This is a genomic window from Mesorhizobium sp. KR9-304 (assembly GCF_040049215.1).
Taxonomy (GTDB): domain Bacteria; phylum Pseudomonadota; class Alphaproteobacteria; order Rhizobiales; family Rhizobiaceae; genus Mesorhizobium_K.
In genome coordinates, this window is the sequence record NZ_JBDZDN010000003.1 from 676,436 (window position 1) to 689,811 (window position 13,376).

At 56.5% G+C, this 13,376-nt stretch carries 17 protein-coding genes; 8 read left to right on the forward strand and 9 right to left on the reverse strand.

Annotated features, from left to right (window positions below; genetic code table 11):
• Window positions 1-78: 78 nt before the first annotated feature.
• Entirely contained in the window at window positions 79-234 is a 156-nt protein-coding gene (locus ABLE71_RS19525; protein ID WP_348785117.1) for a hypothetical protein, read from the forward strand.
• 6 nt (window positions 235-240) lie between these two features.
• On the opposite strand, the gene ABLE71_RS19530 is transcribed toward ABLE71_RS19525, so the two are convergent.
• The 3 genes from ABLE71_RS19530 to ABLE71_RS19540 all read right to left on the reverse strand — a co-directional run bounded on the left by ABLE71_RS19530 (window position 241) and on the right by ABLE71_RS19540 (window position 2,179).
• Window positions 241-495 carry a DUF982 domain-containing protein gene (locus tag ABLE71_RS19530; RefSeq protein WP_348785118.1) on the reverse strand — a complete coding sequence of 85 codons (255 nt, stop codon included), beginning with the start codon at window positions 493-495 and terminating at the stop codon, window positions 241-243.
• A 75-nt stretch (window positions 496-570) separates the two neighbouring features.
• Window positions 571-912, reverse strand: coding sequence for a hypothetical protein (locus ABLE71_RS19535; RefSeq protein WP_348785119.1), 342 nt, complete (start codon window positions 910-912; stop codon window positions 571-573).
• 100 nt (window positions 913-1,012) lie between these two features.
• Window positions 1,013-2,179, reverse strand: a complete 1,167-nt coding sequence (locus tag ABLE71_RS19540; protein ID WP_348785120.1) for a CPBP family intramembrane glutamic endopeptidase — start codon at window positions 2,177-2,179, stop codon at window positions 1,013-1,015.
• Between the two features lie 343 nt (window positions 2,180-2,522).
• Here ABLE71_RS19540 and ABLE71_RS19545 point away from each other — a divergent pair, with 343 nt between their 5' ends.
• Entirely contained in the window at window positions 2,523-3,863 is a 1,341-nt protein-coding gene (locus ABLE71_RS19545) for an integrase arm-type DNA-binding domain-containing protein (RefSeq protein ID WP_348785121.1), read from the forward strand.
• Here ABLE71_RS19545 and ABLE71_RS19550 read toward each other — a convergent pair.
• Window positions 3,860-4,582 (reverse strand): hypothetical protein, encoded by a 723-nt coding sequence (locus ABLE71_RS19550; RefSeq protein ID WP_348785122.1) that lies wholly within the window; start codon window positions 4,580-4,582, stop codon window positions 3,860-3,862. The genes ABLE71_RS19545 and ABLE71_RS19550 overlap by 4 nt on opposite strands.
• Before the next feature lie 579 nt (window positions 4,583-5,161).
• On the opposite strand from ABLE71_RS19550, the gene ABLE71_RS19555 reads away from it, so the two are divergent.
• Together ABLE71_RS19555 and ABLE71_RS19560 are read left to right on the forward strand one after the other, a co-directional pair.
• The gene (locus ABLE71_RS19555) at window positions 5,162-6,046 is read left to right on the forward strand and encodes a hypothetical protein (RefSeq protein ID WP_348785123.1); all 885 of its coding nucleotides are present in this window, start codon (window positions 5,162-5,164) and stop codon (window positions 6,044-6,046) included.
• A 113-nt stretch (window positions 6,047-6,159) separates the two neighbouring features.
• A complete protein-coding gene (locus ABLE71_RS19560) occupies window positions 6,160-6,459 on the forward strand; it encodes a hypothetical protein (protein ID WP_348785124.1) in 300 nt (99 codons plus the stop codon).
• A 62-nt stretch (window positions 6,460-6,521) separates the two neighbouring features.
• On the opposite strand, the gene ABLE71_RS19565 is transcribed toward ABLE71_RS19560, so the two are convergent.
• The gene (locus ABLE71_RS19565; protein ID WP_348785125.1) at window positions 6,522-7,187 is read right to left on the reverse strand and encodes a hypothetical protein; all 666 of its coding nucleotides are present in this window, start codon (window positions 7,185-7,187) and stop codon (window positions 6,522-6,524) included.
• A gap of 156 nt (window positions 7,188-7,343) precedes the next feature.
• Here ABLE71_RS19565 and ABLE71_RS19570 point away from each other — a divergent pair, with 156 nt between their 5' ends.
• Together ABLE71_RS19570 and ABLE71_RS19575 are read left to right on the forward strand one after the other, a co-directional pair.
• Entirely contained in the window at window positions 7,344-8,078 is a 735-nt protein-coding gene (locus ABLE71_RS19570) for a hypothetical protein (RefSeq protein WP_348785126.1), read from the forward strand.
• Window positions 8,079-8,083: 5 nt separating this feature from the next.
• A complete protein-coding gene (locus ABLE71_RS19575; protein WP_348785127.1) occupies window positions 8,084-8,794 on the forward strand; it encodes an SOS response-associated peptidase in 711 nt (236 codons plus the stop codon).
• Here ABLE71_RS19575 and ABLE71_RS19580 read toward each other — a convergent pair.
• Window positions 8,791-9,120: a hypothetical protein gene (locus ABLE71_RS19580; RefSeq protein WP_348785128.1), complete on the reverse strand. Its 330-nt coding sequence runs from the start codon at window positions 9,118-9,120 to the stop codon at window positions 8,791-8,793. The two genes, ABLE71_RS19575 and ABLE71_RS19580, sit on opposite strands and share 4 nt — an antisense overlap.
• A 123-nt stretch (window positions 9,121-9,243) precedes the next feature.
• Between ABLE71_RS19580 and ABLE71_RS19585 the strand changes: the two genes are divergently transcribed.
• On the forward strand, window positions 9,244-9,978 hold the full coding sequence (locus tag ABLE71_RS19585; protein WP_348785129.1) for a hypothetical protein: 735 nt from the start codon (window positions 9,244-9,246) through the stop codon (window positions 9,976-9,978).
• Window positions 9,979-10,084: 106 nt separating this feature from the next.
• Here ABLE71_RS19585 and ABLE71_RS19590 read toward each other — a convergent pair whose 3' ends face one another.
• Both ABLE71_RS19590 and ABLE71_RS19595 read right to left on the reverse strand, forming a co-directional pair.
• Window positions 10,085-10,369 carry a DUF1330 domain-containing protein gene (locus ABLE71_RS19590; protein WP_348785130.1) on the reverse strand — a complete coding sequence of 95 codons (285 nt, stop codon included), beginning with the start codon at window positions 10,367-10,369 and terminating at the stop codon, window positions 10,085-10,087.
• A gap of 18 nt (window positions 10,370-10,387) precedes the next feature.
• Window positions 10,388-10,816 carry a DUF805 domain-containing protein gene (locus tag ABLE71_RS19595; protein ID WP_348785131.1) on the reverse strand — a complete coding sequence of 143 codons (429 nt, stop codon included), beginning with the start codon at window positions 10,814-10,816 and terminating at the stop codon, window positions 10,388-10,390.
• Window positions 10,817-10,998: 182 nt separating this feature from the next.
• Between ABLE71_RS19595 and ABLE71_RS19600 the strand changes: the two genes are divergently transcribed.
• The gene (locus tag ABLE71_RS19600) at window positions 10,999-11,460 is read left to right on the forward strand and encodes a hypothetical protein (protein WP_348785132.1); all 462 of its coding nucleotides are present in this window, start codon (window positions 10,999-11,001) and stop codon (window positions 11,458-11,460) included.
• Window positions 11,461-11,695: 235 nt separating this feature from the next.
• On the opposite strand, the gene ABLE71_RS19605 is transcribed toward ABLE71_RS19600, so the two are convergent.
• Entirely contained in the window at window positions 11,696-13,189 is a 1,494-nt protein-coding gene (locus ABLE71_RS19605; protein ID WP_348785133.1) for an adenylate/guanylate cyclase domain-containing protein, read from the reverse strand.
• Window positions 13,190-13,376: the final 187 nt, after the last annotated feature.

A 13,376-nucleotide genomic window follows, 5' to 3' on the forward strand; every position in this document is an offset into this window, starting at 1 on the left:
TAGAACGCTTCTATCCGACGGCGAATGGCACTAGAATGCCGGCATCGAAGTCGACGTAAAGCGACCAAAGGAGAAAATATGGCGCGCGCGCCCAACTACAATCACGAACGCAAGGAACGCGACCGGCAAAAGGCCGCCAAGAAGGCGGAGAAGGCGGCGGCCAAGGCGGCAGCCAGGAACGAGCGGACGCCCAAGGACGAGGAAGTCGCTGCCGAGGAAGCGGAGTCCGAATAGGTCCGGCTAGGTTCCGGTGGCGACCGTCACGCCGGCCTCGCGGGCAACCGCGAGGAAGGCGCGGCGGGCCGACATGATCGGCTTGGCGCCGGCGATCGCATCATGGCAGGCCTGGAGGGCCTCCCTGTGCTTGGGGCTTCTCTTGCCCGGCCAGCTGTTGAGGAGGAAGTCGGAAGCGTCCTGAGCGGTTCGCAGGACCTTTTCCTGGACCGGCGAGCCGAACTTTACGGCGACCGGAACGTCGAAGCGGGTGTTTGACATTGCCGCTCATAGGACATCGGCTTCGCCAAGACCAGCCCCAAGCGCCCGCTAGGCATGACGAACGCCCGCCAGAGCCTACTTGCAGACCATGCGCACGCGACCGCCCTCGGTCTGGTTTTTGCACTCCAGCTTGCCCGAAGCAGTCGTGACGACGGGAGCCCGGGTCTTTCGTCGCGGTGAGGTCTTCTTGGCAGGCGGCGGCGGGAAGTTCGAGGCGACGACAACCGGCTCAGGCTGCTTGCGCCGCATCCATGACGGGAGCAGCGGCTTTGCCGGCATCACGTTGAAGCTCGGCAGCGCAAGCGGCTTGTCCACGACCACGGTTCCATCGGAAGTGCGCGAGCATGCGCCAAGCGGCAGCAGCAAGCTGCCCGCCACGACGATCATGCCGATCCTGCGCGTGTCCACCATGGTCACAGAATAATCCAGATTTGCCAAAGTTCCGTGGGCACCACGATCATGGAGATTTTGGGGCGGGAAGTGGGAAAGTTAAGGGTGCTCGCCGCTGGCTGCCCGCTTAAGGTGCAAGGAGAGGAACAAGAACTGATTTAGAGCCCTTATACTTAAACAAAGTTACTTTCCGAGATCCCGAAACCTGCTGTTTCACGACATCGACTTCCGCATAGTATTGTTCTCCGTCCAGAGGAGAATTCACCACAATATCAACAGTCGCGGTTTCGCCTGGCTTAACGGTCGTCTCGAATGGTGTCATGGGATTGTTCCACGAGACCACATTTCCATCCGAGTCCAGGAGATGATAGCTCAGGAATTCGCGATCGGCGCCGTGATGCGAGTCCCATTCCAATGTGCTTTTGTTTGTCGCGGAAATCGTAACGGATATCGATCCTGAAGGGTCAACTTTGATGCGACTAGCATCATATTCAAGTTTTGCCAAAAAGTCAGGCTCTCCTCTGCGGGGCCCGACCCTCAGACTGTAGTCATAGTAGTCGGCATTGTAATAGGAAACTCCAGTGACAAGAACGGAAGCAAGAATAATCCTCACAACCTGCTGAACCGCGCCATGTAGTATGCCCAGAGTGATCACGTTTCTGTTCCTCAGGAACAGCACGCTGCACAGCGCGCCAAAAACAAGCGTCAGAGCCATGAGCATCACGTTTGGGGCGTGCAGAAGGGAAAACAGGACGGATGAGGTCAATACCGCCGCGAGTTTCCCTCTGAAGAGTTGAAGCGCTCTGACCAGGACGACGCTCTGCAAAAGGAACTGCTGTGCGAATCCCGACAGGAGACCCTCAGACAGTTCAGCAGTGAAATGACCGGAGGCGACATATCTCTCCAAAGAAATCGACTGCGACAAGGCAAGGCCAACCACCATAGCGATAGCCAGAATAACGCACAGGGCGACGAGACATTCACGTCCCGACGTCCACAAATTGTCGAATCGTATGCCAAGTTCGCGGAAAGAATAGCGTCGGATAAAATTGCTGAACAAAATAAAGGCGATGAGAACTACAACCAAAACGGCACGTATGAATTCCTTTTCCAGCCAAATCCCGTAGAAAAAGTTCGACAGGATTTCGGGAAAAGGCAACTCCAGGCGGTAGATACCCCAATGATAGAACGGGACCATCCACCGATGGATGAAAAGCAGTCCAAAAATGAACAAAAGCTCGAATAGAGAGATGCGCCTTGAATGCGCCGCGTAAAACGCCCTAACCCATGCCAACGTCAGATCATCCCCCGTTGGCGAACACCATACATTCGGCTTCCGGACCGCGCCACAGGGCACACGCTAGCTTCGACGATCGCCTTATGCTTGCGCCACATCTGCATTTCGTTCCAGGCTAACAGGCTAAGTTTTTTGGTGCCCCCGGAGAGGATTGAACTCCCGACCTTCGGTTTACAAAACCGGCATCAAGTAGTTTCAGCATCTTTCTGAGCCGATCACGCGGTCCTGAAAAGCCATTTTATTTCCGCAATTTACGTGCTGGGTGCGTCACAGATCGTAACGCATTGTAACGCGGGGTATCGCCGCTGTTCGTTCCCCCGACGCTCCCCTGGATGAATGCATGACACAGGACCTGACGGACCTTTCAGTTAAGAACTGGGCTGCAGCCGACAAGCGGCAGGAGATTGCAGATCGCAAGGTGAGGGGCCTTTACCTGATTGTGCAGCCCAGCGGAAAAAAGTCGTGGGCGGTTCGGTACCGGTTCGCAGGCCGGGTGCAAAAATTGACAATCGGTCCCTACCCAACGTTCTCTTTAAGGCAGGCTCGCGAACACGCCATCGATGCACAACGGATGCTAGGAGGGGTGACGCCCCAAGACCCACGGTCTGCACAAAAGAATGCGCGGGAGGCGGCAGCACGAGCTAGCAGAAGCGATCCCAACCAGTTCCTTACTGTCGCTCAAAGGTACCTACGTGAGTATGCTTCGAAGAGACGTGGCTTCCGTGAAAAGGCTCGTCTGCTTGGGATGAGGTCCAACCCTGACACCCCAAACTCTTGGATAGTTTTGACAGGTAGTCCGACCGACGCTTGGCAGAAGCGACATATAACTGAAATCAGCCGCCGCGATGTCAAGGAGCAACTCGATGCGATTGTTTCCAAGGCACCCTTTGGAGCAAACAGACGATTTGCCGAACTTCGCAAATTCTTCAAATGGTGTGTGAGCAAGGACATACTTCTAACATCCCCGATCGATGGTATGTCTCCGCCGACCGATATGCACGACGAGGCAGCACGACGGCGTGACCGTACCTTGATGCGTGTCAGCACTCTGCCCGGCTCTACCGACGACGAATTGCGGTGGCTTTGGGTCGCGTGTGAGGCAGATGGCTACCCCTTTGGGCCGCTAGTGCAGATGCTCATTCTTACCGGTCAGCGGCGCTCCGAGGTTGGAGCAATGACATGGAGCGAGATTGACGAGGTCGGCCGGCAATGGACCATACCCGCAAGTCGGACCAAGAACGGGAAGCCACACATAGTGCCGCTGTCAGACGCGGCAACGAGTGTCCTCTCTAAACTGCCTCGGATAGCAGGGACAGCCGGGTATGTGTTCACGACCAATGGCGAAACCCCGGTTAGCGGCTACAGCCGTATGAAAAAGCGGCTTGATGTCCTGATGGGTCAGTCAGCGCGAAGGGATCGCGGGGAACACATCGTGATATCCGAATGGCGACTGCACGACCTAAGACGCACAGTGGCTGCAGGGTTGCAGCGCCTAGGCACCCCGGTTGAAGTGACGGAAAAGGTCCTCAACCACACCTCTGGCAGTTTCGCAGGTATCGTCGCGATTTATCAGGTTCATGACCTTGCAGAGCAAAAAGCAACTGCGCTTGAAAATTGGGGAAGGTTCGTGACTAACTTGGTTGGGGAGCCGCATTTCAACGTTGTGCCGCTTCGCGCCTAGCGCCATGTTCCGAGGATGTCTTCAAATGGATAAACACCGATTTCTTTTCTATCCGGCATACAAAGAAAATAGATGTGGCAAACGATAGCAATTGTGTTTTCGAAGAATGCCTTGAATTCAAAATCCTCCCGAGCCTCATGCGCAAAGGAATTCCGCTGCTCTTTGATTTGTCGGAGCCGTCGTATCGCTTGCGGCGAGATATGAGCGCCCTCATCCCCAAATGGCCGCGTAAACGCTGCTTTCGCCTTCTGCATTTCGACAGGGTTCCGTAAGTTCATCCCCGCATAAACTCCATGGTGCCACGCTGTGTGAACTTTCTTAAATGGCGGGTAATCTGGATAAAAAGTTCGAACCATAAAGTTCCCGTATTCCTCGACGAGAGTGAATAGATAGGAGCAGGAAGCTCCATCCAAGGGATATTCGGCAACTTTAAAAAAGAGGTCTTCGGGAGCGAGCGGCTGGTCGTCTATTATGAAATACGGCTGATCGAAGTTATGACGCGTCAAGCTTGCCCTTGTTGCTTTTACGCCTACTCCTTTAATAGGATAATTTGCATGCATCTCGGCTGCAGTTTGGCGATGATTAGTGCGAGCCTGATCTAGAAGGTAGCGCGTAAGATCATGAGAGGCACGGAATTCCAGCATCCTATGCAAAGTCCAGCGGGTTACGCGCTCAACATTATATTTTTCCTCCTCGTCGATTGAAATGGGCGTAGACATCTAGGCTCCTGCAGCGAACTTGCGAGACGCTGTCGCAAAAATGCTAAGTTGTCTATGCCAGCCAAAAACTGGCTGCGGTCCAAGTCAGGCTGCAGAGGTGAGCAGCTGACTATCAATCAGAGAAAGCGGTGCCAATTAAGTAGCAACAACAGCGAGTTGGCTTAGGTATGTAGTACAAGGGGAACACGCGGGGAACTCACTGGGGCCGTGTCCGAAGGTGAGGCCTCTGAAATCCGCACTCCTACCGGAAACGTCAAGGCCGGTGGGGTGGGTTTCCCCCCATGCCCCTAGGGTCCCCGGTCGGTGGCAGTGGGGGCCCCATGACGCTGGCAATGTGCTACGAGATATGTTTGCGTGGGCGTCAGCGGTGTACCGCACGTATGTGGGTGGTTGGTTTAGCGCAGGTGCCGAAGCACAATCTCCTAAATTGAGGGAACGGTGTTGGCTTCGCCTGAATTTGAAGCATGGGCAAACCTACGGGGGGGCCTTCTCACAGTGCCGCCTCCGGGATTTGACCCTGTCAGGTTCAACCGCGCTCTCTACCAAGCGGAAATGATAGCGGCCTCGCTTGAGGCTGCCATGCCAGGGTTTGTCGTTGAAGGCGGGGTCCTACATAACGAGCAAGTCAATGCAACAGCAGCAGTCGTGGGCCAAAATCGGTTCTGCATTGCCATGTTTACGGGCAAGCTGCTGCGTCTCGCCGAGTTGTTGGCGCTGATACACGACGACATGCCGGGTCCCCCGCCACACGAGGCCTATCCGGACGGTGTTGAGGCTCGAGCGGAGGCGGAGTGGGGCCTGCTTATCGGTCAAACACTGCGTCACGAGGCCGGCCACATAGCCAACGGCCACGTTGAATATGGAATGTCAAAGGCGCTCACCACGCTGGATCGACAACTGCTAGAGGCCGACGCCGACAGCTACGCAGCCAGAGTTCTTGCCTGCGGGTTCACAGGCATCCAACAGTCGGACGTGGGAACGGAGTTTCGGATACCAGAGGGTATGCCACTCGATGTGGTAGCTTATCGGACGGAGCTCCTAGGCGCTGTATTGTACACAAACTTTCGCGTCGCCGAGGAACTCGCCCCGTCACCATTCCCGGTGACCGGCGAAATCACGCCAAGTTTCCATCCGCCGCCGATCGTGCGCATCTGGTTGCTTGGCAGCCTTTTGGCCACCATGTTCGCGTCATTTGATGAACCAGTCCGAAACCACTTGATTAGCGCCTTTTTGAAAGGCGCTCTCCTGCGAGAAAAGGCCTTGGCGTACAAGCAAGAAAGGCCTTTCGACGTCCAGCTGCCTCGCGCAACATCGAGTGTCGGAGTATGGCGATACGGCGCGACCCTAATCAATCATTGGAATACGGTCCGGCCGGAGCTCATGCCCTTTAAGCGCACGCCGGGGCAATTAGCAGCGGCTCAAGATTACCCTATGGACCCACCCCCCGGTTGGACGCATCCCTGAATGCGCAACAGCATGGGCGCTCGCGCTCGACGGTTGAAGCCGGCGCGATATCCCGGTGCCCCCCGGCAACGATGCGCTGTCCGTCTGATGACACTAGAGAGCTTCGAGGCGCTGTGGAAATCTACACCCTCATAATCGTCGCTGTGGCTGCATGGGGCGGCTATCACTTGGGCCTTTGGGAAGACAAGGACGCCGGCATGATGGGGTCAATAACCGCCGCACTGATCTTTGCCATCCCGATGGGCCTATGGTTCGCTTTCAACCTGCTCGCCTATGCCTTCAACTGGGGCGGCCGGTCGGGCTTCAAGCCGGAGGACGTTTGGGAGGTAGTCGCGACCTTGCTGATAGGCGTTGCGGTTTGGCTCTGCGCAGTTGTTGTCGGCTACGTGAAGCGGACTGGGACACAGCGATAGCTCTTGCCGGCGCTCGGTGTCAGGCACAACCGTGGCTGTCATTGGACCAGCGTCAGGTACGCTCACTGCAACGAGGCTTTGAGTAAGGCGGCGACAAATACCTTGCCCTCTTGAAGTGTCATTGAAGGCCGTGATGTTGCACCAACACGAGAAGGACGAGGTGGGCTGCGCCATTTGTGGTGGCGGTGTATTTCGTTGGCCGTCGCTCGGAACCGGGCAAGCTCCTGCTGAGACGCGCCGAGTTGCAGATACGCGGCGTCTTGGGTTGAGCCATAGTGCGCCCCGATGGTTTCGAATGCCTTCCAGAGTTCCTGCCAGTCGTAGGCTCTCGCGAAGTACGTGAGTGCGTCGGCAAGATCACCTTTCGCCATCGCTATTGCGTTCTGGGTAGTAGACGGCGTCAGCGCTACGATAGGTTGGCGGTCGGTGCCACAATGGGCCAACGATGCGGGAAAGCCGCTGATCTCAAACCTACCCTGCTCAGCAAAGAGGCGGAGGTGGCGTCTAAAATTCCCATCCGGCAACAACTCTACTGCACCATAAAAAGACAGCGATTTTGCGCCGCACTGAACTGCCATGACACCGTTCAAGATGCCTATCAACGGTACGGCGACAGACATCAGTTCATCGGGCGACGCTACGGTGTCAAATGCAGAAGACACGAGGACGTGTACCAGTTCTTGTGGTCTCTCCAAGGTCACGACATGCGGTTCAAACGGCGTGCGCATGTGGTGTTTCCAAGTTTCAACGTCGACCAATTGTCCGGAGAGACCAGCGCCCCACGCCCATGGGTTTTTCCCTTTGAACACCGGGTTAAGCAGTAACAGAATTGACACGAAAGCTTTTAGGGAGCCAACGTTTGAGCGGCGCCTGGGCTGCGATGCATGGATCATAGTTTTACACTGGAAGAAATTCACGAGATGCTTGACGCCACCGAGCGAAGCATAAGCCGCATCCGCAGCTCTAATCTTTACTCAAAACAGATGCCGGTTTCATTCATAAGTGACGGCGTTAGCGTTTTCTATGACCTGGACGAAGCAGGCGTGCTTGGAAGCACCGGGATCAATGCCACCCTGTCAAGGAAGCTAAAGAACCTTGATGGGTCCGTTGCCGCCAACGTGATGCTTGCAGCGCTTGAACGCGTAAAGACGTATCTGCGGCGAATTGAGAGCGAGTACGGGGGCTCCAGGACTACATCGCCGCAAGACGAACGTATGTTGGAACTGGATGACGTCGTTGAACGGCACCCGCCCGAACCCGTTCCTGTTTGGGCAGAGCAGTGGGTTTATATCCGGCCCCGTTCGCGGGCGAAAGAAATCATTGCCGAGCTTTCCGACCTTCTAGATGAGGTTGCACTGCTCGTGAAATCAACCAACCTCCCAGAGGATCAGGCGGCATTGACTGATATAGAACGATCACAACTAATCGCGATGTTAGAAACAGTGCTGCTTATGCTGCGTGCCCCGATGGTTGAACCGGGCTTGCTGAAAAAGCTGCAACGGTCGACTACCGACGCAGCGCAAAAGACCATACAGAAGGGCACGGAACAGGCCATGGGAGAGGGCATGAAAGCTGCTGGCCGCAAGCTCCTTGAGCTTATCCAATCCCTGTTAAACTGACGCCCATGTGCAACCTCTACAACGTCACCACCACCCAACGGGCGATCATCGAATGGTCTCGCGCCATGCGGGACGTGTTGGGCAACCTAGAGCCCACCGTTGACATCTATCCGAACTATCCCGCCCCGGTGGTCCGCAACGCGGCGGACGGCACGAGGGAACTCACCAAGCTCCAGTGGGGAATGCCGACGCCGCCCGATCGGGTGAAGGGCAAGGCCGACTATGGCACCACCAACATACGCCGCCCGAACTTCGGACACTGGCGGAAGTGGATGAACGTGGAGAACCGCTGCGTGGTCCCTGCGACAAGTTTCGCGGAGCCAAGCCCGACGCCTGGCGACAAGGACCCCGCCACCGGCATCCAGCGGAACTTCTGGTTCGCTCTGGATGAGAGCAAGCCGCTGTTCTTTTTCGCCGGCATCTGGACACCTTGGCACGGCATCCGCCGCGTGAAGGACGGCCCGCAGGATTACGAATTGTACGGCTTCCTGACGACCGAACCCAATGGCGTCGTCAAGCCAATTCATGAGAAGGCCATGCCCGTCATCCTGACGACCTCGGAGGAGGTGGAGACGTGGCTGACAGCGCCGTATGAAGTGGCAGTGAAGCTTCAGCGCCCGTTACCCGACAAACTCACTACCATTGTCCCCGCGCCGATCCTCGTGGAGGACGTAGCGGCTCCCGCGAAAGCACCCGAGCAGCCCTCGCTTTTCTAGACGCCCTGCGTCTCCTTCCACACAATCCTCCGCTTGTACTCGACGCGCTCAATCCGCCGCAGCCACGCCTTGTCGGCAATGTCGCTCGGGGGGCCGCCCATCTTCAGTTCCAGCGAGCCTTTCCCGTCGCAGTTCCGGCAACGCAGCCGCGCCACATGGACCACATCATCGCACTCAACGTCCCCGAAGGCGGTCTTTAGGTCGGCCACAAGGTAGTAGCGGGTCCGCTTGCAGTAGGTGCACCGGATAGAGGCATAGGTGTTGTGCTTCGCCGCGTCAGCGAGCGTGTACGAGCCTTTCCGCTTGGGCCAGTATGGTTCGGGCATGGGGAACGAAATGGGAACAAATTCCTGATGCGGTCAAGTCCCTGGATGGTATAAAATTGCTAGAGTGGGGGCTCTTCAATGTCACTTTTCAGTCGCTTGTTTCGGTCTAAGGCACAGAAGGCCGTGGACGCACTTCAAGAGGAACTGGACCGTCGGTTGGTGGCAGTGGGGGCTGGCCTGGAGGTTTTCAAACGGACCGCCAAGTCATTCGACATGTCCGGAATTGAAGATGGTTGCTCTGAGGCCGCGTCCTTCAAACTCGCGCAAGGGAGACACGCCTATTTCACAAACGCACTCATTGACGACCTCTCCAGCGTCGAGGAACAAGTTAAGGCTATGCGCCGCGCCCTTGAGTACAACGATGGGCGCCCACAGCCCAGCTTCGAGAAAGAGGTGACTGAGGCAGAGAGGGACCTTGAACAGACCGATGCGAACATTCGGCGACTAAGTGAGGTGTGCCAGCAGCTCATCGACATCGCGGGCGACACCTCTCCAGAAAGAGCGGAGGATCACGCCAGTCTAAAGCTCCTGATCGAACACGCCAACGGCCGTAAGGATGAACTCGACCACACACTGTCCGAAATGGATAAGTCGCTAGACGATGTGATTGCACAGGCTGAAGCGGGTACGTTCACCGACATCGAGCTGGCCAAGAAAGCGTCCTCATATATGAAAGCCGGAGCGGCGCTTTCGTTAGCCGAGGGCGAGTGGATCGACTTTCTTCAGAAGGCCATGAGGGCCCCTTCACTCGACCCTTTCCGAGCGGAGCTGCCCCGCAAGAAGGAGTGGCTGGAGGAATGTCGGAAGATTTACGAAGACGCTCGGGCTGCGCTGCGTGCACTCACGGTGGACGAATGACGCCTAAAATGGCCGAAAATACGGGGGTCGAACTTGACGGTTGATGCCGCGCGATACCCCCGGTGCTCGTTCGGCCACCATGGGGGGCCGTGCGAGCCTCGTTCTCTCACATGCCTTCAACGATGACTGAATTGTAGTCGGGGGCCGAAGTGCCTCTCGTATGGCGCAAGGCCGAGTAGCCCGCCGCCGCTGCGCGTGCCGCTTCGATGCTGTCGAACTCAATGACGACGATACGGTTGTGCAACGTTCCTTCGATAGCTTCGGTCCGGCCACCGCCCACCAGAAGCCTGCCGCCGGTTTCCTTGGTAACCTTCGCTGCCGCGTTCTTGTATGTCTCATAGCTTTCCGGATCAGTGACGTTGATGCTCGCAACGATGTATGCCTTGGGCATGGAAAAATCCCTCTCTGGTTACGGCAGCGAGCGCGGATCAGGGCCAAAGCGGTTATCGCCCGGCGTGCCGGGAAGGACGTACCAGACGAGTAGAACTAGCCAGCCCAAGATCGGCACGAAGATGAGCAAAAGCCACCAGGCCGAATGGTCTCTGTCGTGAAGCCTGCGTGCGGAGACGGAGAGTTGGGGGAAAAAAAGTGCGAGTGTTATGATTTCCGTAAGCAGCCCGCCAGTGAGGTCGTACCAAATCGTTTCGTCATCAATGACTGTAGTCGAATAAGGATTGAATGCCGAGAGATCAGTCAGCTTGTAAACGAAGTAGTCGGCTATCGACAAAAGCCACGAAGCGATCACGACAAAGAGAACGAACCACCAGAACTCAGGACGCGCCGCACGACCCGAGAAGTTGAAATAGTTGCGCAGACAGACCGTGACAGCTTCGATCATTGCCTTCCCCCCGGAGAGCCACGAGACCGCTTCAATCTGTATCGTGCCGAAACAATACTACCATCCGCAGGGCACGGATAGATGATTGTCGGAAAGATCGTTCGCCCCTAGCTGCGTCGGCTAGCCTTTTCGCTTGGGCCAAATGGTTCGGACATGGGGAACGAAATGGGAACAAATTCCTGATGCGGTCAAGTCCCTTTTCAGCTAATGTTGCTCGGAGGGGTGCTGATCGTGTCCTTCTTATCTGCCTGTTTCCGTCCAAGGCACAAAAGACGGTTGATGCCTTACAGGACAACCTGGATGGCAGCCTGCTGGCCGTCCGAACCCGGCTTGAGCTGTTCGAAAAAGCCACGGAAGCCTTTAAAACTTCTGGTTTATCTGAGAGCTTACCGGAGCGAGTGGCGTTTCAGCTAGCACAGAGCAAACACGCCTATTTCACCAAGGCGCTCATCGACGATCTCTCGCGGGTTGAAGACTTTCTTGAAGGGATGCGTCGCACCTTTGATTGCAACAACGGGCGGCCGGCTGACGGGTTTGCGGACCACGTGATCGAGGCGGAAGACTTGCTTGGTGCGACGGACGCTAACGTCAATCGACTTCAAAAAGTTACACAGGAGCTTCTGGACATTACAGGGCTCGAGTAGAACGGCGCTGAACGTGAGAAAGTCGCAGGCGCTTCCATATTTATGCGGGTCGACTTACGGCCGCTGGGCTTGAAGCTCGGCGCTTACTGTAAGCGCCGGCCCAAAGTTGTCTGCTTGGCTCACGCCGGCAATCCCGCCTTGATGAGCCCTTCGCGGAGCAGCTCCCGGTCTTCTGATCGTTCTAACAAAACTACCTTATTCATGAATTCTTGTATTGAGTAATCGGGCTTCGCCTTCAGGATCGCCGCGACCTCTGTCTCGGCGTTCTCGGTCTGGCCAAGTTGGCCATAACAGGCCGCAAGTCGCGACGACCATCTGCCTTCGTCGGGCATGTGCTTGATCGCCTGCGCCGCTTCCGAAAACCGTCGGAGTGAATAGAGGGCGGCGGCCTGCACAGCATAGTACCATGGCGGATGAAATGGATTGAGGCGCATCGCCTTTTCGATCCAGACCAGCCCTTCTGCCGGATGCCCCTCTGTATCAGAACGTCACCCATTGTTGCTGCACCATCGGCATCGTTGGGGTTCAGTCCGATGGCTCGCCGCGCATGGTGTTCGGCCAAATCGTATTCGTGGAGGTATAGGAGGAGTTGCCCCAAGATACGATGGCAACCCCCTTCCTGAGGGTCCAGTTCGACGCCACGTCTAGCCATGGCGCTGGACGCTGACTTTACCTCCGCTGGGGCCGCCCCGTAGCCATGCAGGGCGATCCGCGCAAGCGCGAGGTAGGAATGGGCCAGAGCGAAATTCGGGTCACAGGCGAGGGCTTCTTCGAAAAACGCACAAGCACGGCTATTGTCCTCCTTCGCATAGCCTCTGAACTGAACGATCCCTCGAAGCAAATAGTCGTATGCCGCCGGGCTCTGCGTATGCTTCCGTAGCGACTGCCTTATTTTTGCGTCCTCTATTCGACCCACTAGCGTCGAAACTATCGTCGTTGTCACCTCATCCTGCACTTCGAATACGTCAGCCGAGTTTCGGTCGTAGCGATCCGCCCAGATGTGAGCGCCAGTGGCTGCTTCGATAAGCTGCGCAGTGATGCGGATGCGGTCTCCGGCTCGCCGGACACTCCCCTCAAGTACGTACGCGACGCCAAGCTGTCTGCCGATCTCAACAAGACTGACCGCTTTGCCGCGAAAGGAGAAGGAGGAATTGCGAGCAATGACAAACAAGGAACGGAAGCGTGCCAGCCCAGTAATTATGTCCTCGGTAATTCCGTCGCTGAAATACGTTTCCTCCGGCTGGCCACTCAGATTGTCGAAAGGAAGCACAGCAATCGAAGGCCTTTCTGGTAGCGCCAATGGCTTGCCCTCGGCAGGCCGGGTTGAGCCGATTGCCCAGCGCCAAACTCGCACTGGCTGAGCGATGTTCTTCAGCGTTTGCTCGCCGATGTCCTCGAAGAGAATATCCGTTTTGCCTGCCAAATACTTTTGCACAGCGTCGGTGACGCAAATGCCACCCGGTTGCGCTAGAGCCTCAAGTCGAGCCGCGATATTAACGCCATCCCCGAGAAGGTCGTCTCCCTCCACGACAACGTCCCCAACGTTGATGCCCATGCGGAACACGATGCGGTTCTCGGGCGGAACCTCCTGCTGGTGGAAAGTCACTGCCTCTTGCATTGCGACGGCACAGCCCACAGCATCAACTACTGAGGCAAATTCAACGATGGCACCATCGCCCATCAGCTTGACGATCCGGCCCCTATGCTCGGCTATGAGCGGGTCGATCACTTCTATGCGAAGGGTTTTGATCGCCGCGAGTGTGCGAGCCTCGTTGATTTCGATCAGCCGTGAATGTCCGTCGTCTGAACATTTGGCGCTGATGGCTGCTTGATTTAGCGGAGTGTTGGCCTCGATTTTGGATTGATGTTAAGCGGCGAGCTTGCGGTGCTGCAAGCGTCGGAGCTGGATTGTCTTT